Source organism: Catenulispora sp. GAS73, assembly GCF_041262085.1.
Taxonomy (GTDB): Bacteria; Actinomycetota; Actinomycetes; order Streptomycetales; family Catenulisporaceae; genus Catenulispora.
On sequence record NZ_JBGCCM010000001.1, the window covers coordinates 221,729 to 247,980 of the forward strand.

The following is a 26,252-nucleotide window of genomic DNA, read 5'->3' on the forward strand; positions in this document are numbered from 1 at the left end:
CGGACGTGCCGGCGGCAACTGCGGCAAACGAGCTGTGCGACTAGCGACCTACCACAGGTGCTTCTCGGCCCAGTGGTGGCTGGTCGGGGCGTCGACCTGGATGACCCACACCATGGCCTGCGGCGAGAACGTGGCGTTGACGTGCTTGCCGCCGTACGCCTTCTGCTCGTACGAGGCCAGCGTCATCTCGGTGTCGACGTGGTGGGGAGCGGCCGTCGGGGCCGCGCTGCAGCACCCGGGCCGCCGGCCGCACCGAGCGCATGCGGGTCGGCGCCTTGCGGCTGACCGGCGCCGGGGCAGTACGGTCGGCCCGCGGCCGTGCACGCGGCCAGGTTGGTGTCCACCGCCGGGCTCCAGTTGCCCGCTCCGTCGAGTGATCCGGGCGCTGGAGGGGCTTCGGGCGGTTACAGGGGCCTGATACTTAAGCCCGCCGCCTCATTGCCTGTCGGCGTGACGAGCCGGGCACGCGGCGAAACCTTATCCGGATATCGCGGCGCGCCGACAGCCCTTTAGCGTGAATATGGGCTCGAACTTACTCGCGGCGGACGGCGAGATGAATAGTCCGTGCTATTCATCTCGGATAGAAGGGTGAATCAGCCCGTTTCGCACCCGGCGGCGCCTTATAAGGCCACCTATATCCGGCCGTCTATATTCAGGCCTCGATAAGCGTGCCGATCCGGCGGAGCTCGTGCCGGGCCAGGGCCAGGTTGGCGCGGGAGCGGTCGAGCGCGAGGTAGAGGAACAGGGCGCCGCCGGTGCTGGGGAGCAGGCGGATCACGTGGTACTGGCCGGTGAGGGTGATGAGGATGTCCTCGACCGTCTCGTTCAGTCCGAGCCGGGCCAGCGTGCGCATCTTGGCCCGCACGACCTCGGTGTTCCCCGCCGCGGCCACCTCCAGGTCCAGGCCGGGGCCGCCGCCGAGGAAGCCCAGGGACATGCCGCTCTCGTAGTCGACCAGGGCCACACCGATGGCGCCGTCGACCGTCATCGCTTCTTTCAGCGCGGCTTCGATGTTCATGGGCGGACTTCCTCACTCCCGAATTTTTCGTGGCTGCCGATCACGGGCTCGCAGGGAATTGGATCCGAGCTCGCCGTTAGTCCAGTCGGCGACTAAAGTAACCTGACACATATCGCGACGTGAAGGGGTTCCGGTGCCCGGCTTGGAAATGTCGCTCTCCGCAGCGTTCGAATCTCCTGGAGTAATCGGAGCCGCTTTGGTGGACGGGGTCACGGGTCTGACATACCGCGCGGCGGGCGACTTTTCGGCGGTCGGTGCGGGATTCGAGATCGCGGAGCTGACCGGGCTGATCACCGGGGGTTTGCACGAGGCCGGGGCGGCGGGCGAGTTGGAGAGCGTCGTGATCACCGGCAGCCGGCTGCACGAGGTGGTGCAGGCCGTGCCGGGGCGGTCGGCGCTGAACGCGGTGATGCTGGTTCTGGTGCTGGAGCGGGAGCGTTCGAACCTGGCGTTGGCGGTGCGTGAGGCCGCCGAGCTGGCAGAGAGCGTCCTGACATGAGTGCGCCGGTGCCGCCAGTGCCGATGCCGCCGCGCAACGTGCCCGCGCTGTTGGCGCAGTTGCTGGCCGAGGACTTCACCGGAGCGGTCGAGGTGCCCGGGGCTCCGGGCGGGACGATTCATCTGCGGCGCGGGCTGGTCGTCGCGGTGGACACGCCGAACGCGCCGTCTGTCGAGACGTTGCTGATTCGGTCGGGGCGCGTCGGTGAGGACGGATGGGCTGCCGCGGTCAGCCGTCGCGCCGCGACGGTCGCCGAGGGCACGGACGGCGACGGCACCTTGAACACCGTCCTCACTGGCCTCGGCCTGGTCGGCCACGGGGAACTCGAAGCGGTCTGTATCGCAGCCGTCTACGACGCCGCTTTCGCCATGGCGCTGAACCCGGCGGAGGGCTGGACCGTGCACGAGGGGTCGGTGGCGCCCGAGCTGGCGGCGTGGCCCGGCGAGTCGCCGCGCACGCTCGCGGACGAGACCGCGCGCCGGATCGCCGCGCTGACGCGGAACTGGGGGTCGCTCGCCGAGCTGGCCGCCGCGCGGTGCCGTCCGGCGACGCGGGTGGAACCGGGCTCGTTGACCGCGCGTCAGCAGGCTGTCCTGCTCGCCGCGAACGGCCGGCGGACGCCGCGCGACATCGCGTTCTTCCTGGGCTGCGGCGTGTACCCGGCCATGCTCGACATCGCGCGCCTGCGGGCCCGGCGGCTCGTGGAGTGGGAGGCGCCGCGGGCCGTGGCGGCGCTGCCGATCACCGCGCGGCGTGCCACGCCCGCGGAAAGCCAGCCGGAGAGCAGAGGCAAGCTGCCACGGCGGGTGCCTCGTGATCCATCAGGAAGCGGAACCACACCAGGAAGGGCCAGCTTATGAATCCCACGGGCCGCGAGGCCGGAGACGACGTGCGCGCCGCCGCCGCGATGGAGCCGATGGCACCGATAGAGCCGATAGAGCCGACGGTGCCGACAGAGCCGACGGTGCAGATCGCACCGATCGCACCGATCCAGCAGATGGAGCAGGTGGCGCCGCGTGCTGATGCGCCAGCGGGCGGCGCGGGCGAATCGACGACGCAGGGCCCTGACCCGGCGTCACCCGAGGCGCGCGATCCCCAGCTGCCGCGCCGGGTGCCGCAACCGTCCCAGCTCCGAGGGCAGGCCGCGATCACCCCGGCGCAACCGGCGGAGCAGACGCTGCGCCACCTCCGCGACGTCCTCGACCGACTGCCCTGAGCCCGGAGCGCCCGACCCTCACCCGCCGACTGCCACCTCGGCCGCGCGTCGTTCGGCCGCACCGCTACACGTGCCAAGGAGCATGCTGTGAAGCCACCGACCTCGTCCACAGCCGTGGTCACCGAACTCCAAGCCCTGCGCGAGAGGATCGTGGGCGTCACCGACAGCATCATCGCCACCACCGACGGCCTCCTCGTAGCCTCCGACACCGGCTCCGCCGACCAGGAATCCCTCGCAGCCCTCTGCGCCGCCGGCATGGCCCTGGGCACCCGCACCGCCGCCCACGTAGGCCTCGGAGGCCTGCGCGATTCGGTCATCCGCGCCGCCGGCGGCCACGTGGTCTTCGCCGCCATCGGCGAGCACGCGCTCCTGGCGGTCGTCGGCGACGAGGGGCTGGATTTGGCCACGCTGCGGCGGGAGCTGCCGGGAGTGGTGGAGCTGTTCGGGAAGCTGCTGGCGGGGAACGCTTAACGGCGGAGGGAACTGCGGCGCGGCTAGTGGAAACGGGAAGTCGGCACGCTCGGTCGGGCATCCCAGTGAGCAGCACCAGTGGGCAGCACCAGTGCCGCGGTACCGATTGGCTGGCGTGACTGGCGTAACCAGTCGGTTAGCCAGCGCGGTAGGGCGATCGGTCGAGCCAGTCGGGCGGGCGATCAGTCGGCGTGGCCGGCAGCCACATCATCAGCGCGAAGCGGCCCTCACCTGCGCGCCTTGAGTAGACGCAACGTTGCGTCTACTCTAGAACCGCCGCCGCACCCCTGCCCGGCGTCGCACGGAGGGCACGCTCATGATCGACAAGTCACATCGTTCCAAGGCCCTGTTGGTCGCCGGGTGTTTCTTCATGGAGATGCTCGATGGGACCATCGTCACCACCGCCGCGCCGCAGATGGCTCGCTCACTGCACGTCAGCTCCGCGGCCATCGGGCTGATCATCACCTCGTTCCTGCTCACCTTCGCGGCGCTCATACCGCTCAGCGGATGGCTGACGCGGCGGTGGGGGACGCGGCCGGTGTTCCTCGCTGCCATCGCGGTGTTCACCCTCGCGTCGCTCGGGTGCGCGCTGAGTACGACGCTGCCGGTGCTGGTCGCGATGCGGGTGGTGCAGGGCTTCGGGGGCGCGATGATGGTGCCGGTCGGGCGGCTGATCGTGCTGGCCGGGGCCGAGAAGTCGGACCTGATGCGGCTCATGGCCTACGTGGTGTGGCCCGGTCTGATGGCGCCGGTCGTCGCGCCGCTGGCCGGCGGCCTGATCACCACGTACGCGTCCTGGCCGTGGATGTTCGGCATCAACATCCCGCTCGGCGTCGTGGCCTTCGCCGTCGCCTGGCGCGTCGTCGAGGCGACGCCGACCGAGCGGCCGCCGCGTCTGGACCGGCTCGGCGTCGTCCTCACCTGCGCGGGACTCGGCGGCCTCACCTACGCCGGCCACTTGTTCTCCGAACAGAACATCTCCTGGGCCGCCGCGATCACCACCGCCCTGGTCTCGCTCGCGCTGCTCACGGCGGCCGTGCGCCATCTGCTGCGCGCCGAGGCACCGCTGGTGAACCTTCGGGTGCTGCGGATCCCGACGCTGCGCGCCTCGGTCAGCGGCGGCTCGCTGTTCTGGATCGTCGTCGGCGCGGGCCCGTTCCTGATGCCGCTGCTGTTCCAGAACGTCTTCGGCTGGAGCTCCGTCAAGTCCGGGGCGGTCGTCCTGTTCATCTTCGTGGGCAACATCGGCATCAAGCCGGCCACCACGCCGCTGCTCAACCGTTTCGGCTTCCGGCCGGTCCTGATCGCCGCCACGCTGGCGATGGCGGCGGCGATGGCCACCGCCGGCCTGCTCACCGCCGCCACCCCGATCATCCTGACCTGCGCCGTCGTCCTGATCAGCGGCATCGCCCGCTCGGTGGCGATGACCGCGTTCAGCACGGTCTCGTTCAGCGACGTGGCCCCGGAGCAGATGCCCGACGCCAACTCCATCGCCGCCACCGCCTTCCAGATGTCCGCCGGCCTGGCGATCGCGGTGTCCACCATCGCCCTGCGCGCCGGCGGCCCGCTCGGACACCTGCTGCCGGGCACCCCGGACGCGCGGACCGCCTACACCGTCGCGTTCCTCATCCTGACGTTGTTCTCGCTGTGCGTGACCGGCACGGCCCTGCGCATGCACCCCGACGCCGGAGCACGCGTGCGCCGCATACGGACAGCCGCTCCGGCCGCTCCAGCCAACGAGGCCTCGTAGCCTCAGCCGGCGGCGAGGAGTTCCAGCGTGTCGACCACGCGGTTGGAGAAGCCCCACTCGTTGTCGTACCAGGCGACCACCTTGACGTGCCGACCCTCGACCCGCGTGAGCGCCGAGTCGAAGATCGCCGACGCGGAGCACCCCACGATGTCGGACGACACGAGCGCGTCCTCGGAGTACTCCAGGATGCCGGCGAGCGGGCCCTGAGCGGCGTCGCGGTACGCGGCCAGCACGTCCTCGCGCGTGACGTCGCGCGCCACGGTGGTGTTCAGCTCGACGATCGAACCGACCGGCACCGGCACCCGGATCGAGTCGCCCGACAGCTTGCCGTCCAGGTTGGGCAGGACGTGCCCGATGGCCTTGGCGGCGCCGGTCGTGGTCGGGACGATGTTGACGCCGGCGGCGCGGGCGCGCCGCGGGTCCCGGTGCGGGCCGTCCTGCAGGTTCTGCTCCTGCGTGTAGGCGTGGACCGTGGTCATGAAGCCGTGCTCGATCCCGGCGAGGTCGTCGAGCACTGCCGCCAGCGGCGCCAGCGCGTTGGTCGTGCACGAGGCGTTGGAGACGATCGTGTGCCGCGCCGGGTCGTAGACCTCTGTGTTGACCCCGTAGGCGAGCGTGACGTCCGCGCCGTCCGACGGCGCGCTGACCAGGACCTTCCTCGCCCCCGCGGTCAGGTGGGCGCCGGCGGCCTTGGCGGACGTGAAGCGGCCGGTCGACTCCAGCACGATGTCGACCCCGAGGTCCGCCCACGGCAGCTGGTCCGGCTCCCGCTCGGCGAGCACGGTGATCCGCCGGTTGTCGACGACCAGGACGTTTCCGTCCACGCTCACCGGGCGGCCGAGCCGTCCGGCGGTGGTGTCGAAGGCGAGGAGCCGCGCCAGGGCGGCCGGATCGGTGAGGTCGTTGACGGCGACGATCTCCAGGCCGCTGCCGCGCTCCAGCATGGCACGCAGAACATTGCGTCCGATGCGGCCGAATCCGTTGATGGCGATGCGAGTCATGGTTGTTTCCTTTCAGTCACCATGAGTTTCGCGTGAGCCGGTCGGGCCCGGCAGTGGCGTGGGCGCCATGGTTCGAAAGGATCGCGCCACACACGCCGCGTGACGGTTGCCGGCCTCACTCGCCGCGCGTGAAGGTGCGCCGGTACTCACTCGGAGTCGTGCCGAGAATGCGCTGGAAGTGCGTCCGCAGATTCGCACCGGTGCCCAGGCCCACGTCGCGCGCGATCTGCTCGATGCCCCGCTGCGACCGCTCCAGCAGCTCCCGGGCCAGGTCGATGCGGGCCCGCATGACCCACTGCATCGGTGTGTAGCCGGTGTCCTCGACGAAGCGGCGGGAGAACGTGCGCGCCGAGACGGCCGCGTGCTCGGCGAGGGATTCCAGGCTGAGCGGTTGATCGAGCCGGTGCAGGGCCCACTCCCGCGTGGCGGCGAACCGCTCCCCCAGCGGCTCGGGCACGCTGCGCGGCACGTACTGCGCCTGCCCGCCGCTGCGATACGGCGCCGCGACCAGGCGCCGGGCCGCGTGGTTCGCCGCGGCCACGCCGAGGTCGCCGCGCAGGATGTGCAGGCACAGGTCGATGCCGGAGGCGGCGCCGGCCGAGGTCAGGACACTGCCTTCGTCGACGAACAGCACGTTCTCGTCGACGAGGACGCGCGGGTGCTTCCGCGCGAGGGCGCGCGTGTAGTGCCAGTGCGTCGTGGCGCGCTTGCCGTCGAGCAGGCCGGTGGCGGCGAGCGCGAAGGCGCCGGTGGAGATCGCGGCGAGCCGCGCGCCCCGGTCGTGCGCCGCGATCAGCGCCTCGACGACGGCCGGCGGCGGGTCGTCGCGGTCCGGGACCCGGTAGCCGGGGATGAAGACGATGTCGGCCCAGGCCACCGCCTCCAGGCCGTGGGCGACGTGGTACGCGAGGCCGTCGCCGCCGGTCACCAGGCCGGGCGCGGCCCCGCAGACGCGCACTTCGTAGGGCATGCTCGCGCGGGTCGTGAACACCTGCGCGGGGATGCCGACGTCGAGCGGCTTCGCGCCTTCGAGGACCAGGACGGCGATGCGGCGCAGGCCGGGGGACGGCGCGGAGGCGTGGTCGGAGGTCATGGCTGCGCGCTCCGGATGGCCATGGCGGGACTCTATCGAAGATCCCGGGCCGGATCCGGTGTCATGACCTGGGCGACTCGCACACCATGCAGCCGCAACTCAGGCGCCTAACAGAACCCGGACCGCTCCTACGTACACATCCCCGAGACATCCGTCCCCCCGATCTCCGAGCACGGAATGAACCCGTCGTCGTGCAACCGGCCGGCCATGGCGTCCGAGGTCAGGAAGCCGACGAAGTCGTTCGCCAGGTCTGAGCGGTTCGTCGCTTCGAAGAGGTTCTCCGTCGCGACGAACGGATACGCGTGGTGCAGCGCGGCGTCGCGGGTCGGGAGGCGGCCGTCGAGGGCGACCACGTCCACTGATGGGAAGAACGGCAGGGCGTCGGCCTCGGCGTAGCCTACGGCGCCGGGGGTGGCGTTCACGTAGGCGAGCAGTTGCATCGTGGTCGCGGCGGTGCAGCTGGTGGGCTTGGGGCCCGGGTCGTCCGACGCGGGGCAGGGGGTGGCGCTCACCACGCTTGAACGGGACTGCGCGACGGTGTCGAGGAAGGCGGTGCGGGTGCCGGAGCCCGTCGGCCGGCCGACCAGCTTGTAGGCGCCGATCGGTGTGGTGCCGGTGAACAGGCCTCGGACCGTCTCGGCGGTCAGGGATCCGGCGACGTCGTGGTTGGCCACCACCGCGAAGATGACCACCCCCACCGGCTTCGGGGTCAGCCCGACCGGCGTCGAGTCCGGTGGCCCGTCCACCATCGCCAGTTCGCGGGCCGCGCCGAGCTGGGTGCCGAACTGGTCCAGGCCGGTGCCGCTGCCGACCGGTGACACGCCGATGTGCGCGTTCGGGCACTGCTGTTCGTAGGCGTTCTTGGCGATGGTGGCGATCGGTGCGAACGCCGTGGAGCCCTCCAGCTGGAGCTGGCCGGAGGCGCACAGTGCCCGCGGCGTCAGGGCTCTGTTGGAGACCCACGCGCCGGCGCCGATGCCGGCCACCAGCGCCACCACCGCCACGAGCGACTGCCAGACGGTACGCCGCCGCCGGGTGCCTCCGGCCCGGTGGATGCGGCCGCCGGTGACGTCGCCGGAGCGGACGATGCCGATCGGGGCGTTGCGCTCCCGGGGCCGTCCAGCAGCGCCATGACCTGGAAGCTGGCGCCGCGGTTGAGGTTGAACGGCGGCAGCTGGATCCGGTTCTCCTCCTTGGGGAACAGCTTGACGAGCTCGGCCTGCTCCACCGCGCGCCGCTCGTCGTCGCTGGAGCGCGCGGTCAGCTTCCTGGCCCGCTCCGCCGCGGCCCGGTCCTCAGACCGCTGCTTCTCGACACGGTCCCGCACGCCGTCGGTGTTCTCGGTGCCGTGCCGCCGGTGCGAACTGTCGTTGCGGACCTTCAGGTCGACCACGGTCACGCCGGTGAAGGCGAACTTCAGCCGGCTGTCCCAGTCCTCCTCGCGGACCTCCAGCAGCCCGGCGTTGCGGATCTCCAGGACCACCAGCTGCGGCTCTTCGATGCCCTCGTTGGTCTGCGCGGACTTGATCGTCCACAGATCCTGGTCGTCGATGTTGATCGGCGCGTCGTAGACCACCGACCAGGTCAGCCGGCGCCGGTTGACCAGCGTGGCCCACAGGACACCGCCGAGGGCCAGGACCGCCCCGGTCAGCACCCCCGCGGGCACGACGTTCTGGTTGAGCCAGTTGTTCACGGTGGCCAGCGGCCCCTCGGCGACTGCTCTCACAGCCGCACGTTACGGACCACTGGCCACAGCGGCGTATACGGGCTCTGAATCCCCGGCGAACCGCGGCGAACCGTGACGGGCCGCGATGGGTTCCCCGGTGCGGGAATCAGCCGTTGCGCAGCGCGAACGGGTTGTACTGCGGCGTGGAGGTCCCGGAGTTCGAGTAGCCCACGGCGTGCACGATCGACGCGCCGGGCGTCGTGGTGACGCCGCTGAGCGTGGTGGAAGCGCCGGTGGCGTTCGGGCTGGCGACGACGGCCCAGGTGCTGCCGTTCCAGTGCAGCGTCAGGCTCTGGCGCTGAGTCGTGCCGGGGACCACGTCATCGCCGACGGCCCAGACGCTGTTCGCCGCGTTGGCCGTGGTCACCGAGTGCAGCAGCGGGTCGGTACCCGCGTTCGGGCTGGGGACCTTGGTCCAGGAGACTCCGTTCCAGTGCTCGATCAGGGTGCTGTGACTCCCCACGGAGTCGATGACGCCGGACGTGCCGACGGCCCACACGTCCGTGGCGCTGTTCGCCTTCAGGCCGTACAGGTTGTCGACCGCGTTGATGTTGCTGCTGCCGACCGGAGGCATCGGCACGAGCGACCACGACGTGCCGTCCCAGTGCACTGAGTACGGCTCGTCCTGGTAGGCGTTCGCACCGATCTGCTCCAGCGCCGAGCCGACCATCCACACGTCGTCGGGCCCCGCGGCGGAGATCGCGGTGAGGCTGGCGCCCATGTTGTTGTTGGCGGGCTGCGGCGGCGAGAAGTTGGTCCAGGCAGTGCCGTCCCAGTGCGCAGCCTGTCCGTTATGGGTGTAGCTGCCGAACGCGTAGGCGTCGGTGGGGCTGATGTCCGCGACACCGAGCACTTCGGTGGATCCCAGAACACTGATGTTGACCGTGCTCCACGCGCTGCCGTTCCAGTGCAGAGCCAGCGGCAGGAACTGGTAGCGCTGCTGCCGCATCTGCCCCACGGCCCAGGCGTCGGAAGGCCCGCTGGCACTGACCGCGTCCAGCGCCGCCGTCGGCTCGCCGACCGCCGGCACCGCCGACTGGCTCCAGGCGGTGCCGTCCCAGTGGTCGATCAGAGCCTTGGAACCGAGGTTCGTGGCGGCGGCGCCGCCCTGGCTGCCGACGGCCCAGGCGTCGGTGTCCGACGTCGAGGCCGCCGCGACCAGGAACGCGTTCTGCCCCGACGGCGGAGCGGCGACCACCGTCCAACCGCCGGCTGCCAGCACGAGCGCGGCAGCCGCCACGACGCCGGAACTGATTCGCGATAGGTGCATGCGTTTCCCCTTCTGCGAATGGTGGCTTCCGGCATGAAACGGCAGCAGCACGCGCGCGGTTCGGAGAATCGGGCAAAGCTTCGCAGAACGCTGCTTTAATTCCCGGCGCTCGGCTGCGGGCGGGCACCTCCGAACAGGTCGCGCAGGCCCACGCGGCGCCCGGTCCGCAGGATCGAGCGGCGGTAGACGACGGCGGCGAAGCGCGCCACGCCGACCGTCGCGACGAGGCTGACCACGACCGAGGCCGCGAACTGCCACCAGGCGACGTCGCCGAAGCCGACCAGGGTCGGCATCGCGAAGGGCGCGGTCGGCGGCAGATAGGCCAGGACGCGGTAGAACGTGGACGGCGCGCCGCTGGTGATCGTGGACAGGGAGATCGCGTAGCCGAACAGGATCGGCATGCTCAGCGGCAGGGCCACGCTCTGGACCTGGTCGCGGCGCTCGGCCAGGGATCCGGCGGCGGCGTAGACCCAGCTGTAGAACGCGTAGCCGAGCAGCAGCCAGGTGAGGGATGCGGCCACGGCCAGCGGTCCGCTCCCCCGCATCAGCGTCGAGCCGACCGATTGCGCCACCACCAGGGCGAAGGTGACGATCAGCGCCGCCTGGGCGAAAGCCGCGACGCCGATGCCCAGGACCTTGCCGGCCAGCAGGCGTGCGGGGCGGACGGCGGAGAGCAGGACCTCGGCGACGCGGCTGGACTTCTCCTCCATCACTCCCATCAGGGTCCAGGTGTTGTACTGCGTGAGCATCATGAAGATCAGGATGATGCCGATGACAGAAAAAGCACCGGACGGTCGCTTGGCGGCCGGTCGCAGGCTGCTGATCGACAGCGGTCTGGTGTCGGCGACCTGCGATGCCTGCTGCGTGGTGAGACCTGCGGATTGGAAGGACGCGTCCTCGCCGAGCACCACAGACAGGGAGCGGACGAACTGCGCGGTGACGGAGGTGGCCTTCGGGTCCGGGGACTCGTCGACCAGCAGGTTCACGCCCTGGTTCGGGTCGTCGATGACCGCGACCGTGAGCCGGCCGGCGTGGACGGCGTCGCGCGCCGCGGCGGCGTCCGGTTCGGTGATCAGGGTGGCGGTGGTTCCGGTGCCGGCGGCCGCGGCGGAGGCCGCGGACCGGACGGCGGACTGCACCGCGGGTGTCAGGGTACTGACGACGCCGACGTTCTGGGGCGTGGGGTGGTTCTTGTGCAGGGTCGGGATCACGATCGCCGCCGCGACCGCCACCAGGATCAGCAGCGTGCCGATGCGGAACAGGCGGCCGCGCAGGCGCTCGCTCAGTTCCCGGCCGGCGACCAGGCCGAGTTCGTGGGCGCGCGGGGAGACGGTGATGAGGTCGCTGTCGAGCCAGGCGCGCGCCGGGCGCTTGGGCTTCGCGGCCTCCGCAAGCTGCCCGTCCTTCGCGGGCTTCGCGTTCTTCGCGGCTCTGGCCCGCAGGCGGGACCGGATGCGGATCGCCGCCACCGTGGCGCTGATCGCCAGCAGCACGAACGGCAGGGAGTTCTTCACGCGATCGCCTCTCGGAACACTTCGGACAGCCTGCGCCGTTCGAAGACGAATTCGGTGACCCGGCCGGCGGTCATGGCCGCGCGCAGGACCGTGTCGCTGTCGGTTGCCTCGTCGAGGATCAGGCGGACCGCGCCACGCTCTGATTCGGAGATGCTGACGCCCGGCAGCTCCTTGGCCCAGGTGGCGTCGCGATCTCCCGCCACCCGCACCACGAGGCGGCGCGGGCCGCCGGCGGCGAGCTCGTCCACCGTCCCGGTCGCGACCAGGTGTCCGTGCGCGATGATGACGACGGTTTCGCACAGGTCCTCGACCTGGTCGAGCTGGTGGCTGGAGAAGAGCACGCATTTGCCGGCGCGGGCCTGGTCGACCAGGACCTCGCCGATCGCGTCCATACCGGTCGGGTCCAGGCCGGACAGGGGCTCGTCGAGGACCAGCAGGTCCGGGTCGTGCAGGAGGGCGGCGGCCAGTTGCACGCGCTGCTGGTTGCCGTGGGAGAGCTCTTCGACCTTGCTGGCGGCGCGGCCGGGCAGGCCGAGGCGTTCCAGCCAGGTGTCCACGGCGCGCTCGGCGGCCCGGGCGCTGAGGCCGTGCAGGCGGCCGAGGTAGCGGAGCTGGTCGCCGACCGGCATCGCCGGGTACAGGCCGCGTTCCTCGGGCATGTAGCCGAAGCGGCGGCGCTGCTCCTGGCTCAGCGGCGCGTCGTCCCAGCGGACCTCGCCGGAGTCCAGGTCGGTCAGGCCGAAGACGGCGCGCATGGTCGTGGTCTTGCCCGCGCCGTTGTGGCCGAGGAAGCCGGTGACCTGGCCGGCCGGGACGTCGAAGGTCAGGTCGTCGAGCGCGGTGAGCGCGCCGAAGCGGCGGGTCAGGTGGCGTAGTCGCAGGGGTCCGGGCACCGGGGTCAGGACCTCCGATCGCAGGTCAGGTTGCGTTTCTGGCCTTGATGCGGGCCGTGTGTCAGGAGCATGAGGCGAGTATCGGGGCGAGTGCGGCGCGCGGTCATCGGCGCCCGGATGGAATCCGACGGGCCGGTCCGGTTCCAGCGCCGGGCGGACCGCTTCCACCCGGGGGTGGAGGCGCGCGGCCGGATCATGTCCACCCTGCGCACCATGACCGGGGCGCGACCGGGACCTACACTCCTGATCGTGAGCCTGATCGGGAGCTGGCGACTGGAGGACCACCGGTACGTCCTGCGCGGTGTGTCGGCGACGGGACTCGCGATCGGCGGCATCGCGATCTCCCTGCGCACCGACCCGCGCCCCGGCGGCCACGGCGCCGGCCTGGTCGTCTCCGTCGCGCTCGGCGCGCTGGTCGTCGGGCTGCTCAGCTCGGTGGTGAACCTGGAGGCGCCGGCGCGGCGGCTGATACCGCTGGTCGCGGTGCTGGCCGCGGGCTCCTTCACGCTGCTGTGGGTGCAGCAGCGGGGCAACGCGGGGCTGCCCGGGGCGGGGACCATCTTGATGATCGCGGCGGCCCGGCTGTTCCAGCGTCCGCGGGTATTGGCCGCCGTCACCGTCGCCGTCGTCGCGGTGGTCACGGTCGAGGCGCAGCGGCGCACATCGCTGGCGCAAAGCGTGGTGCTGTGCTGCCCGATCGTCGCGGTATGCCTGATGATGGCGATGTTCCAGCGGCTGCGCGACGCCAAATGCAAAGCCCAGGCGCTGCTGGCGGAGCTGGAACAGAGCCGGGACGCGCAGGCCCGCGCGGCGGCGATGGCCGAGCGCCAGCACTTGGCACGCGAGATGCACGACGTGCTGGCGCACTCGTTGTCCGGGCTGATGCTGCAACTGGAGGGCGCGCGCATGCTGGCGCGGGCCGCGCCCGACGACCCGCGGCTGCCGGAGGTCGTGAACCGCGCACACGAACTGGCCAAGGACGGCCTCGCCGAGGCCAGGCACGCGATCGGCATGCTGCGCGGCGAGCAGCTGCCGGGCCCGGACGCCATCAGCACCCTGACGTGCCAGTTCGAACAGCACAGCGGCATCCCCTGCACCTTCGCCGCCGCCGGCCCGCCCCGCACGGTCCCGCCCGACGCGCGCCTGGCGGTCTACCGGGTCACGCAGGAGGCGCTGACGAACGTGGTGAAGCACGCGCGCGCGGCGCGAGTCGAGGTGCGGTTGACGTACGCGGCGGACGAGGTGTTGTTGTCGGTCGAGGATTTCGATTGCGGGGATGAGGCTTCGGCCAGGGCAGTCGTGGCGGAGGCCGAAGCAGCCGCAGCGGCGGCGGTCGCGACTGCGGCGGCGAGCAGCGGGAAGACGGCACCAAGGTTGGGCGCGGAGACGAACACGGGGACGAGCGCGGGGTCGGGCACGGAGGCGAGCGCCGGCGTGAAGGCTTCGGTGGCGACGGACGGAGTTCCGGCTCTGATTCCGGCGCACCCCGCCACCGGCTACGGCCTCACCGGCATGCGCGAGCGCGCCGAACTCCTCGGCGGCACGCTCAGTGCCGGCGCCACCGGGGCCGGGTTCCGGGTCGTGCTGCGGGTGCCGGTGTGAGTGGCGTGATCCGGGTGCTGGCCGCGGATGATCAGCGGGTGGTGCGTGAGGGGCTGGCGCTGGTGCTCGGGTTGTTGCCGGGGGTCGAGGTCGTGGGGACGGCCGCCGATGGTGATGAGGCGATCGACATGGCGCACCGGTTGAGTCCTGATGTCGTGCTCATGGATCTACGCATGCCTCGGCGCGATGGGGTGGCCGCGATCCGGGTGTTGCGCGAGGAGTGTCCGCGGGTCAAGGTGATCGTCCTGACCACCTATGCCGACGACCGCTCGGTTCTCGACGCGCTGCGCGCGGGTGCTCGCGGCTACCTCACCAAGGATGCCGGGGGCGAGCAGATCGAGCAGGCGTTGCGCGACGTCGTCGACGACCGCTCCGTGCTCGACCCGGCGGTGCAGCATCACGTCGTGGACGCCATCGCCGCCATCGCCGCCGCGCCGACGGCGACGGCGCCGCGGGCGGACCCGCCGCTGCCGGCCGGGCTGACGCCGCGCGAGGCGCAGGTGCTGGAGCTCATCGCGCGGGGCCTGGCCAACGCCGAGATCGCGCAGCGGTTGGCGGTGAGCGAGACGACCGTCAAGAGCCATATCAACCATCTGCTGCCGAAGATCGGTGCTCGGGACCGCGCGCAGGCCGTCGCCTTCGCCTATCAGCAAGGTCTCGTTCCTTCGATCCGCGATCAGTAAGGCGACCACGCGCCCCAGACCGAAGGACCAGCCGTGCCCCACACTCCCGCCCTCACCGCCGACGAATCCGCCGCCCTCGCAGCCATCGACGAACCCGGCATCGCCACCACCCTCCGCGACCTCATCGCGGTCCCCAGCGTCACCGGAAGCGCGGCCGAATCCGAGCTCCAGCACACGCTGGCCCGCCGGCTCGACCAGCTCGGCCTCGACGTCGACCTGTGGCCGATGGACCTGCCCGAACTCCGCGCCGACCCCGGCTTCCCGGGCACCGAGGCGCCGCGCCAGGAGGCGTGGGGTCTGGTCGCGACGACGCCGGAGCACGCCGACGGGCCGACCGTCATCCTGCAAGGGCACGTCGACGTCGTCCCGCCCGGCGACCTCGGGCTGTGGGACGGCGACCCCTTCACGCCGCGCGTCACCGGCGACGCCGTGACCGGCGAGGTGATGCACGGCCGGGGCGCCTGCGACATGAAAGCCGGGCTGGCCGCCAACCTCGCCGCACTCGCCGCGATCCGAGCCGGCGGCGTGCGCCTGCGCGGACGCCTCGCCGCGCACTTCGTCGTCGGCGAGGAGGACGGCGGCCTCGGCGCCTTCGGCACCCTGCGACGCGGCCACACCGGCGACGCGTGCGTCATCACCGAACCGACCTCCGGCACGCTGGCCACCGCGAACGCCGGCGCGCTGACCTTCCGCATCGAGGTCCCCGGCAAGGCCACGCACGCCAGCACCCGCGACGCCGGCGTCAGCGCGATCGACGCCTACCTGCCGATCCACGCGGCACTGGCGCAGTTGGAGACCCGCCGCAACGATCGCGCCGCGCTCGACCCGCTGATGGCCGAGTACCCCATCCCCTACGCGCTCTCCGTCGGCACCGTCCAAGCCGGTAGCTGGGTGAGCAGCGTGCCGGACCTCCTGGTCGCCGAGGGCCGGCTCGGCGTCCGGCTCGGCGAGGACCCGACCGCCGCGCGCGCCGACCTGGAGTCCTGCGTCGCAGAGGCCTGCGCGCGAGACCTGTGGCTGCGCGATCACCCGGCGACGGTCGCCTGGACCGGCGGCCAGTTCGCCAGCGGCCGCCTGCCCGCCGATCATCCCCTGCGGGACCTGGTGCGGACCGCGCACGCCGACCTCACCGGCGGCCCGCGTCCGCGCGAGCGGGGCGTCCCCTACGGAAGCGACCTGCGCCTGTACGCGGCGGCGGGCATCCCGACCCTGCAGTTCGGGCCGGGCGACGTCGAACTCGCGCACAGCCCGCGCGAGCAGGTCTCGGTCTCGGAGATCGTCGCCGTCGCGCGCACGCTCGTCCTCACGGTGCTGCGCGCGACCGCACTCTGACTCGCCTGCGCTCTTGCGCTCATATATCGCGAGCCGATATATCTTCTCCCATGAAACCACTGGGCAGAACGGAGCCGGTGTTCCTGATCCTCACGGCCCTGATCGACGAACCCCGCCACGGCTACGGCATCGTCCAAGAGGTCCGGCGCATCACCGACAGCCGCGTCGACCTGCGCATCGGCACGCTCTACGGAGCCCTCACCCGCCTGTCGGAGGACGGCCTGGTGGAAGCGCACCGCGACGAGGTCGAGAACGGCCGCCTGCGCAGGTACTACCGCCTCACCGACGCCGGGGCCGCCGTCCTGGCCGCCGAGGCCAGCCGCATGGCGGCCGACGCGGCGGTGGCGATCTCGCGATTGAAGAAGTTCACGATGCCGACCGGCCACGCCGGGCTGGACACGAAGCTGGACACAAACGGGGGCGCGATATGAGTACTGCGAACAATGCCAGCGATGTGACCGACGCGCTGGAGACGGGCTATCGCAAAGCCCTCAGGCTGCTGCCGCGCACCTACCAGGCGCAGCACGCCGAGGAGATGCTCGGGGTCCTCATGGACGGCGCGCAGCCGGGGCAGAGCAGACCCAAGGCACGCGAGGTGCTGTCGGTGGCGATGCTCGGCCTCCGGCTGCGGCTCATCGTCGCCGACGCGGGAGGACCGACGGGGAGGCTCGCCGCGAACATCGCGCGCCGAGCGATCCTGGTCTACTTCGTGTTCGAGTTCGGGCTTCTGATGCAGTGGAACGCCTACGGCGCGCGCATCGGCTACTCCTTCCTCCCCGTACTCCTCCAAGCCGGCATCATCGTGGCGCTGATTCGGGGGTGGTCCTGGTGCGCGCAGGCCTTGTGCCTCGCCGACATCGCTTACGTCGTCAATAACGCGCAGTGGGAGTACTGGAGCTCCGCGAGTCTGTTCTCGTACGGCGGTTTCGCCGTCTTCACGCGGCTGTTCATCCTCGCGGCGACCATCGTCGTGTTCCACCGCAAAGCTCCGCGTATCGCCGGGAGCACCTGGTGGTTCACCGCCTTGGCCGCGATCACGGTGGCATTCTGGATCCGGGGGAAGACCGTCGACCACATGTGGGAGTTCGACAACGACTTCTCCCACACCCCGGCGCTGCCGGCGCTCCTGTTTGCGGCGGCGGTGGTTGTCGCGCTCTGGCGAGTCAAGTCCTCGTCGGTCTGGCCGGCGGCGCTGGCGCTGGCCGGCCTGCCCGTATTCGGGGGGACGACGCTGCGATACGTGACAGCGTGGCCTCCCCAGCTGGCAGACTCGCCGCGCGACACGTTCTACGTGGAGCTGGCTCTGGGCTGCGAAGTCGTGCTGATGTGCCTGGCGCTGGCGTCGTTCGCGTTCGCCCTCTACCGACGCCGCACCACCACTTTCAGATCATTGGAGGCACCGTGAGCGCGGTCGGCTTGAAAGTCCTGACCGACCTGGAGCACGGCGGCCGCTGGACGTCGTTGTCCGGCGGCGGGCGGGAGTGGCTGTGGCACCGAGACGAGCCGCGCCGGGCCGGTGCCGCGCCCGGCGACGAGTTCGCCGACGCCGGCGGCTTGGAGGAGTGTTTCCCCACGATCAGCGGCACGCCGGACCACGGCGAGGTGTGGGCGCGGCCGTGGTCTCGGCGCGCGGACGGCGCGGCGGTGGTGACGACCGAGCGCTACGAACTGACGCGCACCCTGACCGAGGCCGCCGGCGCGGTGGTGGCCGACTACCGGCTGACCGCCGACCCGGGCTTCGGCTTCATCTGGGCCGCCCACGCGCTGCTGGATCTGTCGGAGCAGGCGCGCATCGTGGTCCCGGCCGGCGTGTCGACGACAGTGTTCGACGACGCGGACCCGATCGCCACCGGCCCCTGGCCCGCCCCTGCCGGCACCCGCCTGGACCTGCTGGGCGCGTCCGACGGCAGCGCCACCGCCGCGACCCTGGCCACCGCCGAGGTCACGATCGCCGACGGCCCCGACCGCCTGACGCTGCGCCTGGAGGCGGACGCCGAGCCGATCTCGACCGCGCTCTGGCGCAACTTGGAGGGCTGGCCGGAGGGCGCGCCGTATCGGAGCGTGGGCATCGAGCCGATGCTGGGGCGGGCTTTCGACTTGGCGAAGGCGGGGCGGGACGCGCAGGCGCGGGTTCCGGCTTCCGGGGAGATGGTGTGGCGGCTTTCGGTGTGGGCGGAGCGGGAGTGATGCCGGCCGGTGATGCCGGCCCTTCTTACTCTCCCTTACTCTCCCTCACAGCCGCCGATCGCTATGGTGTGCGAGGGGGGCGGCACGGCCGCGCGAAAAGGATCCCCGAAACGGGCGTGATCAGGGGGAGGCGGCTGTGCAAGCCAACGTCAAGGGCACCACGATGCCGGTGCTGGAGTTCCTGCTCACTCCGGGTGAGTCGATCATCTCGCCGCACGGCGAGCTGTCGTGGATGTCGCCGAACGTGCAGATGTCGCAGACCATGAACTCCGGCGGCGCGCGCGGCTTCATGGCCGGCCTGAAGCGGGTGGCGGGCGGCGGCGGGCTGTTCATGACGCGCTACGACGCCACCGGCGGCGGTACGGCGCTGCTGTGCTTCGCCGCGAAGGTACCGGGCCACATCATGCCGGTGGACGTCCAGCCGCACCTGCCGCTGATCGTGCACAGGCACGGCTGGCTGGCCTCGACGCCTGGCATCACCGCGACCGTGGCCTTCCAGAAGACGTTCAGCCGCAGCCTGTTCGGCGGCGAGGGCTTCGTGCTCCAGCGGCTGGACGGCCAGGGGCGGGCCTGGATCGAGCTGTCCGGCGAGCTCTCGCACTACACGCTGGGGCAGGGGCAGCAGATGCTGGTGCACCCCGGGCACATCGGCATGTTCGAGTCGAGCGTGCAGTTCACGATGACGACGGTTCCCGGCATCCGGAACAAGGTGTTCGGCGGCGACGGGCTGTTCCTGGTGGCGCTGACCGGGCCGGGGCAGATCTGGCTGCAGTCGATGCCGCTGCCGAACCTGGCGCATTCGCTGGAGCCGTATCTGCCGCAGCCCAACGGGAACGACCGATAGAGCGCGTCTTTCAGTAGTTCACGGGGCTTCAGTAGTTCACGGGGCTTCGGGCGCGTCCGGCTGCGCGGGCTTCAGGGCCGCGATGCAGCTGCGCAGCGCCGCGACGAGGTCGCGGCGTTGGCCGGAGTCGAGTCCGGCCAGCATCTGCTGCTCGATGACGGTCACCGCGGCGTCGCAGGCCTGGAGCGTCGCGTGGCCCTCGTCGGTGAGCTCGATCTGGAGAATCCGGGCGTGCGCGGGATGGGGGTGGCGCCGGATCCAGGTGCGCCCTTCGAGCTCGCGCAGGTTCTCGTTCATGCTCTGCGGGGTGATGAACGCGCGGCGCGCCAGCTGGGCGTTGGACAGGCCCGGTTCGTCGGCCAGGGCGGTGAGCACGGCGAACTGCGAGAGGGTGACGCCTTGCTCGTGCAGCACCCGGGACATCTGCGCGTTCAGCGCGAGCTGGGCCTGCTTGATCAGGTATCCGGGCCGGTCGGTGGTCTCCACGAGTATCAGGTTACCTTGCACAGGGCCGCGCGGCGGCGTAGTGTCAGTATCAGGTTTCCTGATACTGAAAGGTGCTTCCGTCATGGCTGTCATCGGACCGTCGTTCATCTCGCTGCAGGTCCACGACTTGGAGTCCGCCGCGCGCTTCTACGAGGAGCGGCTGGGCCTCGCCCGCGCGGCCTTCTCCCCGCCGCACGCGGTGGTCTTCGACACCCAGCCGGTCCCGTTCGCGGTCCGCGACGCGCTGGCCGACCTGGACACCGTCGACAAGCTCGGCTGGGGCGTCGCGCTGTGGTTCAAGGCCGAGGACGTCGAGAAGATCCACGACGACCTGGTCGAGCACGGCGTGCGGATCGTGACCGCGCCGTTCGACGGCCCGTTCGGCCGGACGTTCGCGTTCGCCGACCCCGACGGGTACGTCGTCACGCTGCACGGCTGACAGCGCGGGACAACGTCGAGCCGCGGACGGCCTTCTGTAGCCCTCACAACCGTGACACCCCCCATCGACACATCGTTACTGGGCGTCTACCTTCCCCCCATGGACCGCTGACACAGAACCCTGCGTCAGCGGTCATCAGAGTCCTGGATCGACGGCGACGTCGGGGCACCGGCGCACCGGCGCGCCGCGAGTTGGGTCGGAGGGCACATGAGAAGAGTCAGACGCAGGTGGCGGGTCGGCGGGGGGATCGCTTGCCTGGTCGCCATCTTGGCCATCGCCGCGCCGATCGCCGCAGCGGGGCCACGAGCCGGCGCTGCGGGCGCGGCATCGCCGGCGGGTTCGGCGAAGGCGACGATGAGCTGCGCATCGAGCCGTTTCTTCTGTACAGAGGTCGACGACAGCGAGAACGTCTTCGGCGACGGCCACTATGTCGGACATGACGAGCCGGCCACCCTGTTCTACAGCAACACGCCAGGGGCCGGGAACGACAACACCTACCTGCTCCGGCTACCCAAAGACCCGGCGGCGCAGCCGGTTCAGGACGGCTCCGGCTCGACCTGGAACTTCCAACTGCACCCGGCGTTCTGGTTCGGCATGGCGATGTGCGACGACCAGTCGGCGCCCGCGCCCGGGGCCAACGCGAAGTGCAAGCGGGACAGCGACACCAACATCTACACCAGCACGGATCCGAACTCGCCGGCGTACATCGGCAAGCACCCCGGCGCAGGCTTCATGGAGATGCAGTTCTACCCGCCGGGCTGGGTCTCGCAGCCCACCGGCAACGGCTGCGACCCCACGAAGTGGTGCGCGGCGCTGAACATCGACAGCCTCTCGCAGAACTACAACACCGGAGCCGTGAACAACGCGGCGTGCCTCAACAGCGCGGGCATCGAGTACGTCAACTTCGCGTTCCTCACCAAGGACGGGAAATCCACGACACCGGCCGACCCCACCAACGGCGCCCGGTTCAACCTCGACCAGGCGCGTGACTACTTCATGAACTCCGGCGACTCCCTCGCCGTCCACATGTTCGACACCCCGTCGGGCTTCCGCGTCGACGTCGCCGACCTGAGCAACGGCACCCACGGATCGATGACCGCCTCGAAGCAGAACGGCTTCGCGCAGGTGGCCTTCCAACCGACGGCGACGACCTGCACGACCATCCCGTCGGACTACCACCCGATGTACTCGACGTCCAGCGAGAACACGCGGGTTCCGTGGGCGGCGCACTCCTACAACACGGCGTTCTCCGACGAGACCGGCCACTTCGAGTACTGCGCCGCGTCGGACCCGGGCACGCAGAACTGCACCCAGTCGGCCGGCACCGAACCGCTCGACGCGGACGACAACTTCTGCTTCAACGCGAGCGACTCCTCGCTCGTCAAGATCGGCGGTTGCGTCGGCGGAAACCCGGTCACGGACGACGACTACGACGGCGTCCCGTATCAGAAGACGTGGCCGGGCAGCGGCGCGACGAAGCCGACACCGGAGCCGATCATCTTCAGCAGCCCCGTCATCCACGGCTTCCGACCCTTCGACCGCGTCGCGTTCGAGACCGACCTGCCGCGCATCGAGGACAACGACACGCTGGCCCACCCCTGCAACCGCACCACCGGCGCGAACTGCGTCAACCCGCCGCCGGGCGCGAACTTCTACCCGATGTTCACGACCAGGAACGTCGGGCCGGCCTGCGTGTGGCAGGAGGGCGGAGCCGCGATCCCGGGCACGACCCGGACCTTCGGCGGCTCGTCGACAACCGAGTTCGGTCCGCTCCTGCCCCTGACCTACCCGCGGCCGACCGGACCGGTGACGTTGTTCAACGACTTCCGCCAGGTGCTGCCGAACAACCCCTGCACGTTGTTCGGCGGGATCAGAGCGGGGGCGACGCCGCTGATGTAGCCGGTTCCTCCCTCCTCATCAGCTGAAGCTTCAGCCCACGGGCTCCGCCGACTCCGGCGGAGCCCGTCGCGTTTCTGTCGCGGTTGCTTCGGCGGTCTGTCCGGCATCCTTCGGGTCGGGCCGCCGGCGGGCGCCGGGGTCGTACCGTGCACCGACGAGGCTTGTGCGGGCGGCGGATGTGGAGGGTGGCGATGACCGACAGTGCGGCCGCGGACGACTATCTGGTGGTTCTGAACGACGAGGAGCAGTACTCGATCTGGGCAGGCGGGGAGCCTGTGCCGGACGGATGGCGGGCGGAGGGGACGCGAGGCGGTAAGGAGTTCTGTCTCGATCACATCGAGCGGATCTGGACGGACATACGGCCGCGCAGTGTCCGGGAGCGGCTGGCCGCGGAAGCGGTTCGGGACGGTCGGTCATGACGGTTCTCGGGGCCCGGGGCGGGATGGAGAAGGGGACGGAGATGGACGAGTTCGTGCCCGTACACCGGATGATCGCCGACCGGGCGGTCGAGACGCCGGACGCGCCGGCCCTGGTGGACGAATGGACGGCCCTGAGCTACCGCCAGCTGATCGATCGCGCCGACGAGGTGGCCCGCGCGCTGATCCGGGACGGGGTGCGCCACGGGGACACGGTGGCGGTGCACATGGAGCGCGGCGCGGCGATCCTGGTGGCGCTGTTGGGCGTCTCCCGGGCCGGGGGTGCGGCGTTGATGCTCGACGTGGGCGGGCCTAGGCAGTGGCTCACGGGTTTCATCGAGAAGGCGCGGCCGGTGGCCTGGGTGACGCATGAGAGCAGCGCGGAACCGCCCTTCTCGGGGACCGTGCGTCGACTCGACGTTGGCGGGCGGCTCGCGATGGACACCGGCACCGACACCGTTGAAGACACCCACGCCGCCATGAGCGCCACTGGATCGGCCGTGCCCGACTCCCCCGACTCCCCAGGCTTCCCGGAGGTGACACCGGAGGACACGGCCTGCCTGGTGCAGACATCCGGCTCGACCGGAGAGCCCAAGCTGGTCGTGGTGCCGCACCGCACCTGGTGCTTCGCGACCGCCACGCAGCGGCTCCTGCACCGGATCGGCCCCGACGACCGCGGGGCCTGGCTGTTCCCGTCGCACACCAACGTCTCGGTCAGCGTGGTGGTCTGGCCGTTCCTCGCGGCCGGCGCCCGGCTGTCGATGCCGCCCCGGGAGATCGTCACCGATCCGGTGGAGCTGGCGGAGTGGATCCGCCAGGAGCGGATCACCCAGCTCTTCGCCGTGGCGCCGCTCGCCGAGGCGATGGCGCGGCTCGACTGGCCGCCGTGCGATCTGCGGGTGATGCTCACCGGCAGCGACCGGGTGCGCGAGTGGGGGCGGCCGGACCTGCCGTTCGAGATCGCCAACTGGTACGGGGCGAACGAGGTCAATATCGTGACCTCGCCGCTTCTGCCCTGGGACGAGCGCGTCACCTCGGCGACGGCCACCGCCGCCGACCGGGCCGGGATGCCGCCGATCGGCCGGGTGTGGCCCGGCGCGACCTGGCGGGTGGTCGACGCGCTCGGCCGGCCGAGCGCCCCCGGCGAGGTGGGCGAGCTGCTCGTCGGCGGAGAGCAGCTGGCTCTCGGGTACCTCTCGCCGCGTACGACGGCGGAGAAGTTCCGGCCCGACCCGCACGCGACCCGGCCGGGAGCCCGCGTCTACCGCACCGGCGACCTGGTGCGCGTCCGGCCGGACGGCGCGCTGGAACACTGCGGACGCCTCGACGACCAGATCCAGGTCAACGGCAAGCGGGTCGAGCTGGCCGAGGTGGAGCGGGCCCTGCTGACCTGCCCCGGCGTCCGGGAGGCGGCCGCCAAGGCGGTCGAATCGGCCACGGGGCGGCCCCAGCTGGTCGGATATCTGGTGACGGACACACCTGTCGTGCACTCCGAGGTCCGACGCCTGATGGCCGAGGCGCTGCCGCACCACATGGTGCCGGTGGCCTTCGTCCGGATGGCCCGGCTGCCCCGCAACCGCGGCGACAAGATCGACCGCCGGGCGCTGCCGCATCCCTCCTCGGCGGCCGCGAGCCACGGCGAGTACTTGCGAGCGCTGGTCGCTTCGGTTCTGTCGGATCTGTTGGACCGGGATTCCTGCGCGCCGGATGACAATTTCTTCCTGCTCGGCGGCGACTCGCTGCTGGCGGCCACCGCCGCGCGCCGGCTAAGTCGGGAAGCGGGTTATCCGGTGAGCGCGGAGAACATCTTCCTGCATCCGACCCCCCAGGAACTGAGCGAATACCTGGGGAAGGCGGCGGCGGAGCCGGCACGAACCTGAACGCGCGCCGCCCTCCCCAAGGCAGGCGGCACGACACGTTGGAGGTCCCCATGGACGGTTCCGGTCCCAGCCAACTCAGTATCCGTATTATGTGCATGTGAGCAGCCTTATCATCGCCGCCGGCCGACAGCACTCGGTGGGAGTCCGAGCCGACGGCACCGTGGTCGCGGCCGGGGCGGGGAAGTCCGGTGAGCTGCGGGTCGCGGACTGGGCCGACGTGGTCGGCGTAGCGGCGGGGAACGTCCACAGTGCGTCGAACACCGGGCGGTCCCACACCGTCGGTCTGCACGCGGACGGCTCGGTGGCGGCGACGGGCTGGAACAACAGCGGGCAGTGCGACGTCGCGGACTGGAAGGACGTGACCCTCGTCGCCGCGGGCTGGCGCCGCACCCTGGGGCTGCTCGGCGACGGCACCGTGGTCGCCGCGGGACGGCCCAACGAGGGCGCGTGCCGCGTGGGCCACTGGCGCGAGATCGTCGCGGTGTCCTGCGGGGACTGGCACTCGGTGGGCGTCCGGGCCGACGGCACCGTGGCCGCCGCGGGCAACAACCAGCACGGGCAGTGCGAGGTCGGCACGTGGCGCGGCGTCACCGCCGTCTCCGCCGGCTACCTGCACACCGTCGGCCTCACCGCGGACGGCCGGGTCCTGGCGACCGGGTACCTCGCCGGCGGCGCCCGCGAGATCGGCGCCTGGCGGGACGTCGTGGCGGTGGCGGCCGGGAGCTACCACACCGTCGGGGTCACCGCCGCCGGCGCGGCCGTGGCCGCCGGCGACCACAGCCGCGGCCAGTGCGATGTGGCCGGCTGGCGCGACATCGTGGCGGTCGCGGCCGGATCCACCCACACGGTCGGCCTGCGCTCCGACGGCACGGCGGTGGCCGCCGGAAACAACGAGAGCGGCCAGTGCGACGTGTCCGACTGGCACGGCCTCCGGTCGCCCTCCGCCACGATGGTCGACGGTTAGCGCACCGCGACCACCCGCGAACCCACGCGCAGCCGCCCTCCACCACGAAGGTCGACGCCTAGCGCACCGCGACCACCCGCGAACCGGCGCCCCGCCTACCGTTCGCAGGGCTCGCCGCCCGACCTCACGCGGCGTCGGCCATGACCAGGTCCATCGTGAGCGCCTCCCCGGCGGTCACCCCGGCCGCGGCCGAGGACAGCAGCTGGGCCCTGGGATCGCTCGCGTTGCCCGCCACCCACACGCCGGGCACCGACGTGCGCCCGGTCGGGTCCTCGGTCGGCAGGTAGGTGCCGAGTCCCATCGGCAGCTCGACGGGCTTGAGTCCGAGCGGTCCGAGGAAGTCGGCGCGCGCCTCGACCCGGGTGTGCAGGGTCAGGTAGTCGCGGGGGACGACCGTGCCGTCGGCGAGCCGCACGCCTTCGTCGGTGAAGGAGACGACCCGGCCGGCCACGACCCGGACCCCCTTGGCGTCGAGCTGCCGGGACTGCTCGGCGTCCAGGTCCGCCGCGTCGTTGAGGAACAGCACCAGGTCTTCGGTCCACTGCCGCCACAGCAGGGTGTTCATGGCCACCGCGAACTGGTCGCCGAGGACGCCGATGGCGGACCCGCGGACCTCGTGGGCGTGGCAGTGGGCGCAGTGCAGCACGGTCCGCCCCCAGCGTTCGGCCAGGCCCGGGATGTCCGGCAGCACGTCGGCCAGGCCGGTGGCGACGAGGATCCGGCGGGCGTGGACCACGGCGCCGTCGGCCAGCCGCACCTCGAATCCGGGCAGGGTCCCAGTGACGCCGGTGACCCCTACGACCCCGGTGACCGTACCGGTGCGGAACTCGACGCCGTACCGCTCGGCGTCGGCGCGCCCGGCGGCCAGCAGGGCGCCGGGGCTCAGCCCTTCCCGGGTCAGGAAGTTGTGGACCTCCTGCGCGCCGGCGTTGCGGGGGCCGTCCGCGTCGATGACGACCACCGATCGCAGAGCTCTGCCCAGGACCACGGCGCCGGCCTGTCCGGCCGGTCCGCCGCCGACGACTGCCACGTCATACGTCATGTCCTGACCATGTCATCGGCGGCTGAG

28 protein-coding genes are annotated in these 26,252 nt (G+C 71.3%); 17 read left to right on the forward strand and 11 right to left on the reverse strand.

Features of this window, described 5'->3' with window-relative positions; all coding sequences use genetic code 11:
* Nucleotides 1–48 precede the first annotated feature (48 nt).
* Nucleotides 49–186 carry a hypothetical protein gene (locus ABH935_RS00905; protein WP_370375804.1) on the reverse strand — a complete coding sequence of 46 codons (138 nt, stop codon included), beginning with the start codon at nucleotides 184–186 and terminating at the stop codon, nucleotides 49–51.
* Nucleotides 187–652: 466 nt separating this feature from the next.
* Nucleotides 653–1,018 (reverse strand): hypothetical protein, encoded by a 366-nt coding sequence (locus ABH935_RS00910; RefSeq protein WP_370375805.1) that lies wholly within the window; start codon nucleotides 1,016–1,018, stop codon nucleotides 653–655.
* A 199-nt stretch (nucleotides 1,019–1,217) separates the two neighbouring features.
* On the opposite strand from ABH935_RS00910, the gene ABH935_RS00915 reads away from it, so the two are divergent.
* The 5 genes from ABH935_RS00915 (at nucleotide 1,218) to ABH935_RS00935 (ending at nucleotide 4,954) form a co-directional block, all read left to right on the forward strand.
* Nucleotides 1,218–1,517: a hypothetical protein gene (locus ABH935_RS00915; RefSeq protein WP_370375806.1), complete on the forward strand. Its 300-nt coding sequence runs from the start codon at nucleotides 1,218–1,220 to the stop codon at nucleotides 1,515–1,517.
* Nucleotides 1,514–2,377, forward strand: coding sequence for a hypothetical protein (locus tag ABH935_RS00920; protein ID WP_370375807.1), 864 nt, complete (start codon nucleotides 1,514–1,516; stop codon nucleotides 2,375–2,377). The genes ABH935_RS00915 and ABH935_RS00920 overlap by 4 nt, the downstream gene beginning before the upstream one ends.
* Complete coding sequence (locus ABH935_RS00925) at nucleotides 2,374–2,733, forward strand: hypothetical protein (protein ID WP_370375808.1); 360 nt, start codon at nucleotides 2,374–2,376, stop codon at nucleotides 2,731–2,733. Before ABH935_RS00920 ends, ABH935_RS00925 begins: the two co-directional genes overlap by 4 nt.
* A gap of 87 nt (nucleotides 2,734–2,820) precedes the next feature.
* Nucleotides 2,821–3,204, forward strand: a complete 384-nt coding sequence (locus ABH935_RS00930; RefSeq protein WP_370375809.1) for a roadblock/LC7 domain-containing protein — start codon at nucleotides 2,821–2,823, stop codon at nucleotides 3,202–3,204.
* Between the two features lie 316 nt (nucleotides 3,205–3,520).
* Nucleotides 3,521–4,954 carry an MFS transporter gene (locus ABH935_RS00935; protein ID WP_370375810.1) on the forward strand — a complete coding sequence of 478 codons (1,434 nt, stop codon included), beginning with the start codon at nucleotides 3,521–3,523 and terminating at the stop codon, nucleotides 4,952–4,954.
* A gap of 2 nt (nucleotides 4,955–4,956) precedes the next feature.
* On the opposite strand, the gene gap is transcribed toward ABH935_RS00935, so the two are convergent.
* From gap to ABH935_RS00970, 7 genes are all read right to left on the reverse strand, one after another.
* Nucleotides 4,957–5,955 carry a type I glyceraldehyde-3-phosphate dehydrogenase gene (gene gap / locus ABH935_RS00940; protein ID WP_370375811.1) on the reverse strand — a complete coding sequence of 333 codons (999 nt, stop codon included), beginning with the start codon at nucleotides 5,953–5,955 and terminating at the stop codon, nucleotides 4,957–4,959.
* A gap of 115 nt (nucleotides 5,956–6,070) precedes the next feature.
* A complete protein-coding gene (locus ABH935_RS00945) occupies nucleotides 6,071–7,048 on the reverse strand; it encodes a GlxA family transcriptional regulator (protein WP_370375812.1) in 978 nt (325 codons plus the stop codon).
* A 128-nt stretch (nucleotides 7,049–7,176) separates the two neighbouring features.
* Nucleotides 7,177–8,052: a PstS family phosphate ABC transporter substrate-binding protein gene (locus ABH935_RS00950; protein ID WP_370375813.1), complete on the reverse strand. Its 876-nt coding sequence runs from the start codon at nucleotides 8,050–8,052 to the stop codon at nucleotides 7,177–7,179.
* The gene (locus tag ABH935_RS00955; protein ID WP_370375814.1) at nucleotides 7,989–8,774 is read right to left on the reverse strand and encodes a hypothetical protein; all 786 of its coding nucleotides are present in this window, start codon (nucleotides 8,772–8,774) and stop codon (nucleotides 7,989–7,991) included. The genes ABH935_RS00950 and ABH935_RS00955 overlap by 64 nt, the downstream gene beginning before the upstream one ends.
* Before the next feature lie 106 nt (nucleotides 8,775–8,880).
* Nucleotides 8,881–10,044 carry a hypothetical protein gene (locus ABH935_RS00960; protein WP_370375815.1) on the reverse strand — a complete coding sequence of 388 codons (1,164 nt, stop codon included), beginning with the start codon at nucleotides 10,042–10,044 and terminating at the stop codon, nucleotides 8,881–8,883.
* Nucleotides 10,045–10,139: 95 nt separating this feature from the next.
* Nucleotides 10,140–11,558, reverse strand: coding sequence for an ABC transporter permease (locus ABH935_RS00965; RefSeq protein ID WP_370375816.1), 1,419 nt, complete (start codon nucleotides 11,556–11,558; stop codon nucleotides 10,140–10,142).
* Complete coding sequence (locus tag ABH935_RS00970) at nucleotides 11,555–12,451, reverse strand: ABC transporter ATP-binding protein (protein ID WP_370375817.1); 897 nt, start codon at nucleotides 12,449–12,451, stop codon at nucleotides 11,555–11,557. The genes ABH935_RS00965 and ABH935_RS00970 overlap by 4 nt, the downstream gene beginning before the upstream one ends.
* A 69-nt stretch (nucleotides 12,452–12,520) precedes the next feature.
* On the opposite strand from ABH935_RS00970, the gene ABH935_RS00975 reads away from it, so the two are divergent.
* From ABH935_RS00975 to ABH935_RS01005, 7 genes are all read left to right on the forward strand, one after another.
* The gene (locus tag ABH935_RS00975; RefSeq protein WP_370375818.1) at nucleotides 12,521–14,053 is read left to right on the forward strand and encodes a sensor histidine kinase; all 1,533 of its coding nucleotides are present in this window, start codon (nucleotides 12,521–12,523) and stop codon (nucleotides 14,051–14,053) included.
* Nucleotides 14,050–14,736, forward strand: a complete 687-nt coding sequence (locus ABH935_RS00980; RefSeq protein ID WP_370375819.1) for a response regulator — start codon at nucleotides 14,050–14,052, stop codon at nucleotides 14,734–14,736. The genes ABH935_RS00975 and ABH935_RS00980 overlap by 4 nt, the downstream gene beginning before the upstream one ends.
* Nucleotides 14,737–14,769: 33 nt before the next feature.
* Nucleotides 14,770–16,068 carry an ArgE/DapE family deacylase gene (locus ABH935_RS00985; protein ID WP_370375820.1) on the forward strand — a complete coding sequence of 433 codons (1,299 nt, stop codon included), beginning with the start codon at nucleotides 14,770–14,772 and terminating at the stop codon, nucleotides 16,066–16,068.
* Between the two features lie 50 nt (nucleotides 16,069–16,118).
* A complete protein-coding gene (locus ABH935_RS00990; protein WP_370375821.1) occupies nucleotides 16,119–16,499 on the forward strand; it encodes a PadR family transcriptional regulator in 381 nt (126 codons plus the stop codon).
* The gene (locus tag ABH935_RS00995) at nucleotides 16,496–17,473 is read left to right on the forward strand and encodes a hypothetical protein (RefSeq protein ID WP_370375822.1); all 978 of its coding nucleotides are present in this window, start codon (nucleotides 16,496–16,498) and stop codon (nucleotides 17,471–17,473) included. Before ABH935_RS00990 ends, ABH935_RS00995 begins: the two co-directional genes overlap by 4 nt.
* Entirely contained in the window at nucleotides 17,470–18,255 is a 786-nt protein-coding gene (locus ABH935_RS01000; RefSeq protein WP_370375823.1) for a hypothetical protein, read from the forward strand. The genes ABH935_RS00995 and ABH935_RS01000 overlap by 4 nt, the downstream gene beginning before the upstream one ends.
* A 136-nt stretch (nucleotides 18,256–18,391) precedes the next feature.
* Nucleotides 18,392–19,099, forward strand: coding sequence for an AIM24 family protein (locus ABH935_RS01005; protein ID WP_370375824.1), 708 nt, complete (start codon nucleotides 18,392–18,394; stop codon nucleotides 19,097–19,099).
* Between the two features lie 36 nt (nucleotides 19,100–19,135).
* Here the strand turns inward: ABH935_RS01005 and ABH935_RS01010 are convergent, their stop codons facing one another.
* The gene (locus ABH935_RS01010; RefSeq protein ID WP_370375825.1) at nucleotides 19,136–19,585 is read right to left on the reverse strand and encodes a MarR family winged helix-turn-helix transcriptional regulator; all 450 of its coding nucleotides are present in this window, start codon (nucleotides 19,583–19,585) and stop codon (nucleotides 19,136–19,138) included.
* Nucleotides 19,586–19,667: 82 nt separating this feature from the next.
* Here ABH935_RS01010 and ABH935_RS01015 point away from each other — a divergent pair, with 82 nt between their 5' ends.
* From ABH935_RS01015 to ABH935_RS01035, 5 genes are all read left to right on the forward strand, one after another.
* Complete coding sequence (locus ABH935_RS01015) at nucleotides 19,668–20,024, forward strand: VOC family protein (protein ID WP_370375826.1); 357 nt, start codon at nucleotides 19,668–19,670, stop codon at nucleotides 20,022–20,024.
* A 207-nt stretch (nucleotides 20,025–20,231) separates the two neighbouring features.
* Nucleotides 20,232–21,923, forward strand: a complete 1,692-nt coding sequence (locus tag ABH935_RS01020) for a hypothetical protein (RefSeq protein ID WP_370375827.1) — start codon at nucleotides 20,232–20,234, stop codon at nucleotides 21,921–21,923.
* Nucleotides 21,924–22,114: 191 nt separating this feature from the next.
* On the forward strand, nucleotides 22,115–22,342 hold the full coding sequence (locus ABH935_RS01025) for an MbtH family protein (protein ID WP_370376105.1): 228 nt from the start codon (nucleotides 22,115–22,117) through the stop codon (nucleotides 22,340–22,342).
* Nucleotides 22,339–24,219: a non-ribosomal peptide synthetase gene (locus ABH935_RS01030; protein ID WP_370375828.1), complete on the forward strand. Its 1,881-nt coding sequence runs from the start codon at nucleotides 22,339–22,341 to the stop codon at nucleotides 24,217–24,219. Before ABH935_RS01025 ends, ABH935_RS01030 begins: the two co-directional genes overlap by 4 nt.
* Before the next feature lie 97 nt (nucleotides 24,220–24,316).
* Complete coding sequence (locus ABH935_RS01035) at nucleotides 24,317–25,183, forward strand: RCC1 domain-containing protein (protein ID WP_370375829.1); 867 nt, start codon at nucleotides 24,317–24,319, stop codon at nucleotides 25,181–25,183.
* A gap of 124 nt (nucleotides 25,184–25,307) precedes the next feature.
* Here the strand turns inward: ABH935_RS01035 and ABH935_RS01040 are convergent, their stop codons facing one another.
* A complete protein-coding gene (locus ABH935_RS01040) occupies nucleotides 25,308–26,225 on the reverse strand; it encodes an NAD(P)/FAD-dependent oxidoreductase (RefSeq protein WP_370375830.1) in 918 nt (305 codons plus the stop codon).
* Nucleotides 26,226–26,252 lie beyond the last annotated feature (27 nt).

Excerpts from the sequence above, each read along its gene's own strand:
- ABH935_RS00905 (WP_370375804.1), bottom strand. The coding sequence starts at position 186 with ATGACGCTGGCCTCGTACGAGCAGAAGGCGTACGGCGGCAAGCACGTC.
- ABH935_RS01020 (WP_370375827.1), top strand. The coding sequence starts at position 20,232 with ATGAGAAGAGTCAGACGCAGGTGGCGGGTCGGCGGGGGGATCGCTTGC.
- ABH935_RS01025 (WP_370376105.1), top strand. The coding sequence starts at position 22,115 with ATGACCGACAGTGCGGCCGCGGACGACTATCTGGTGGTTCTGAACGAC.
- ABH935_RS01030 (WP_370375828.1), top strand. The coding sequence starts at position 22,339 with ATGACGGTTCTCGGGGCCCGGGGCGGGATGGAGAAGGGGACGGAGATG.
- ABH935_RS00920 (WP_370375807.1), top strand. The coding sequence starts at position 1,514 with ATGAGTGCGCCGGTGCCGCCAGTGCCGATGCCGCCGCGCAACGTGCCC.
- ABH935_RS00960 (WP_370375815.1), bottom strand. The coding sequence starts at position 10,044 with ATGCACCTATCGCGAATCAGTTCCGGCGTCGTGGCGGCTGCCGCGCTC.
- ABH935_RS00995 (WP_370375822.1), top strand. The coding sequence starts at position 16,496 with ATGAGTACTGCGAACAATGCCAGCGATGTGACCGACGCGCTGGAGACG.
- ABH935_RS00975 (WP_370375818.1), top strand. The coding sequence starts at position 12,521 with ATGAGGCGAGTATCGGGGCGAGTGCGGCGCGCGGTCATCGGCGCCCGG.
- ABH935_RS00935 (WP_370375810.1), top strand. The coding sequence starts at position 3,521 with ATGATCGACAAGTCACATCGTTCCAAGGCCCTGTTGGTCGCCGGGTGT.
- ABH935_RS01040 (WP_370375830.1), bottom strand. The coding sequence starts at position 26,225 with ATGACGTATGACGTGGCAGTCGTCGGCGGCGGACCGGCCGGACAGGCC.
- ABH935_RS00925 (WP_370375808.1), top strand. The coding sequence starts at position 2,374 with ATGAATCCCACGGGCCGCGAGGCCGGAGACGACGTGCGCGCCGCCGCC.
- ABH935_RS00990 (WP_370375821.1), top strand. The coding sequence starts at position 16,119 with ATGAAACCACTGGGCAGAACGGAGCCGGTGTTCCTGATCCTCACGGCC.
- ABH935_RS01015 (WP_370375826.1), top strand. The coding sequence starts at position 19,668 with ATGGCTGTCATCGGACCGTCGTTCATCTCGCTGCAGGTCCACGACTTG.
- gap (WP_370375811.1), bottom strand. The coding sequence starts at position 5,955 with ATGACTCGCATCGCCATCAACGGATTCGGCCGCATCGGACGCAATGTT.
- ABH935_RS00910 (WP_370375805.1), bottom strand. The coding sequence starts at position 1,018 with ATGAACATCGAAGCCGCGCTGAAAGAAGCGATGACGGTCGACGGCGCC.
- ABH935_RS00945 (WP_370375812.1), bottom strand. The coding sequence starts at position 7,048 with ATGACCTCCGACCACGCCTCCGCGCCGTCCCCCGGCCTGCGCCGCATC.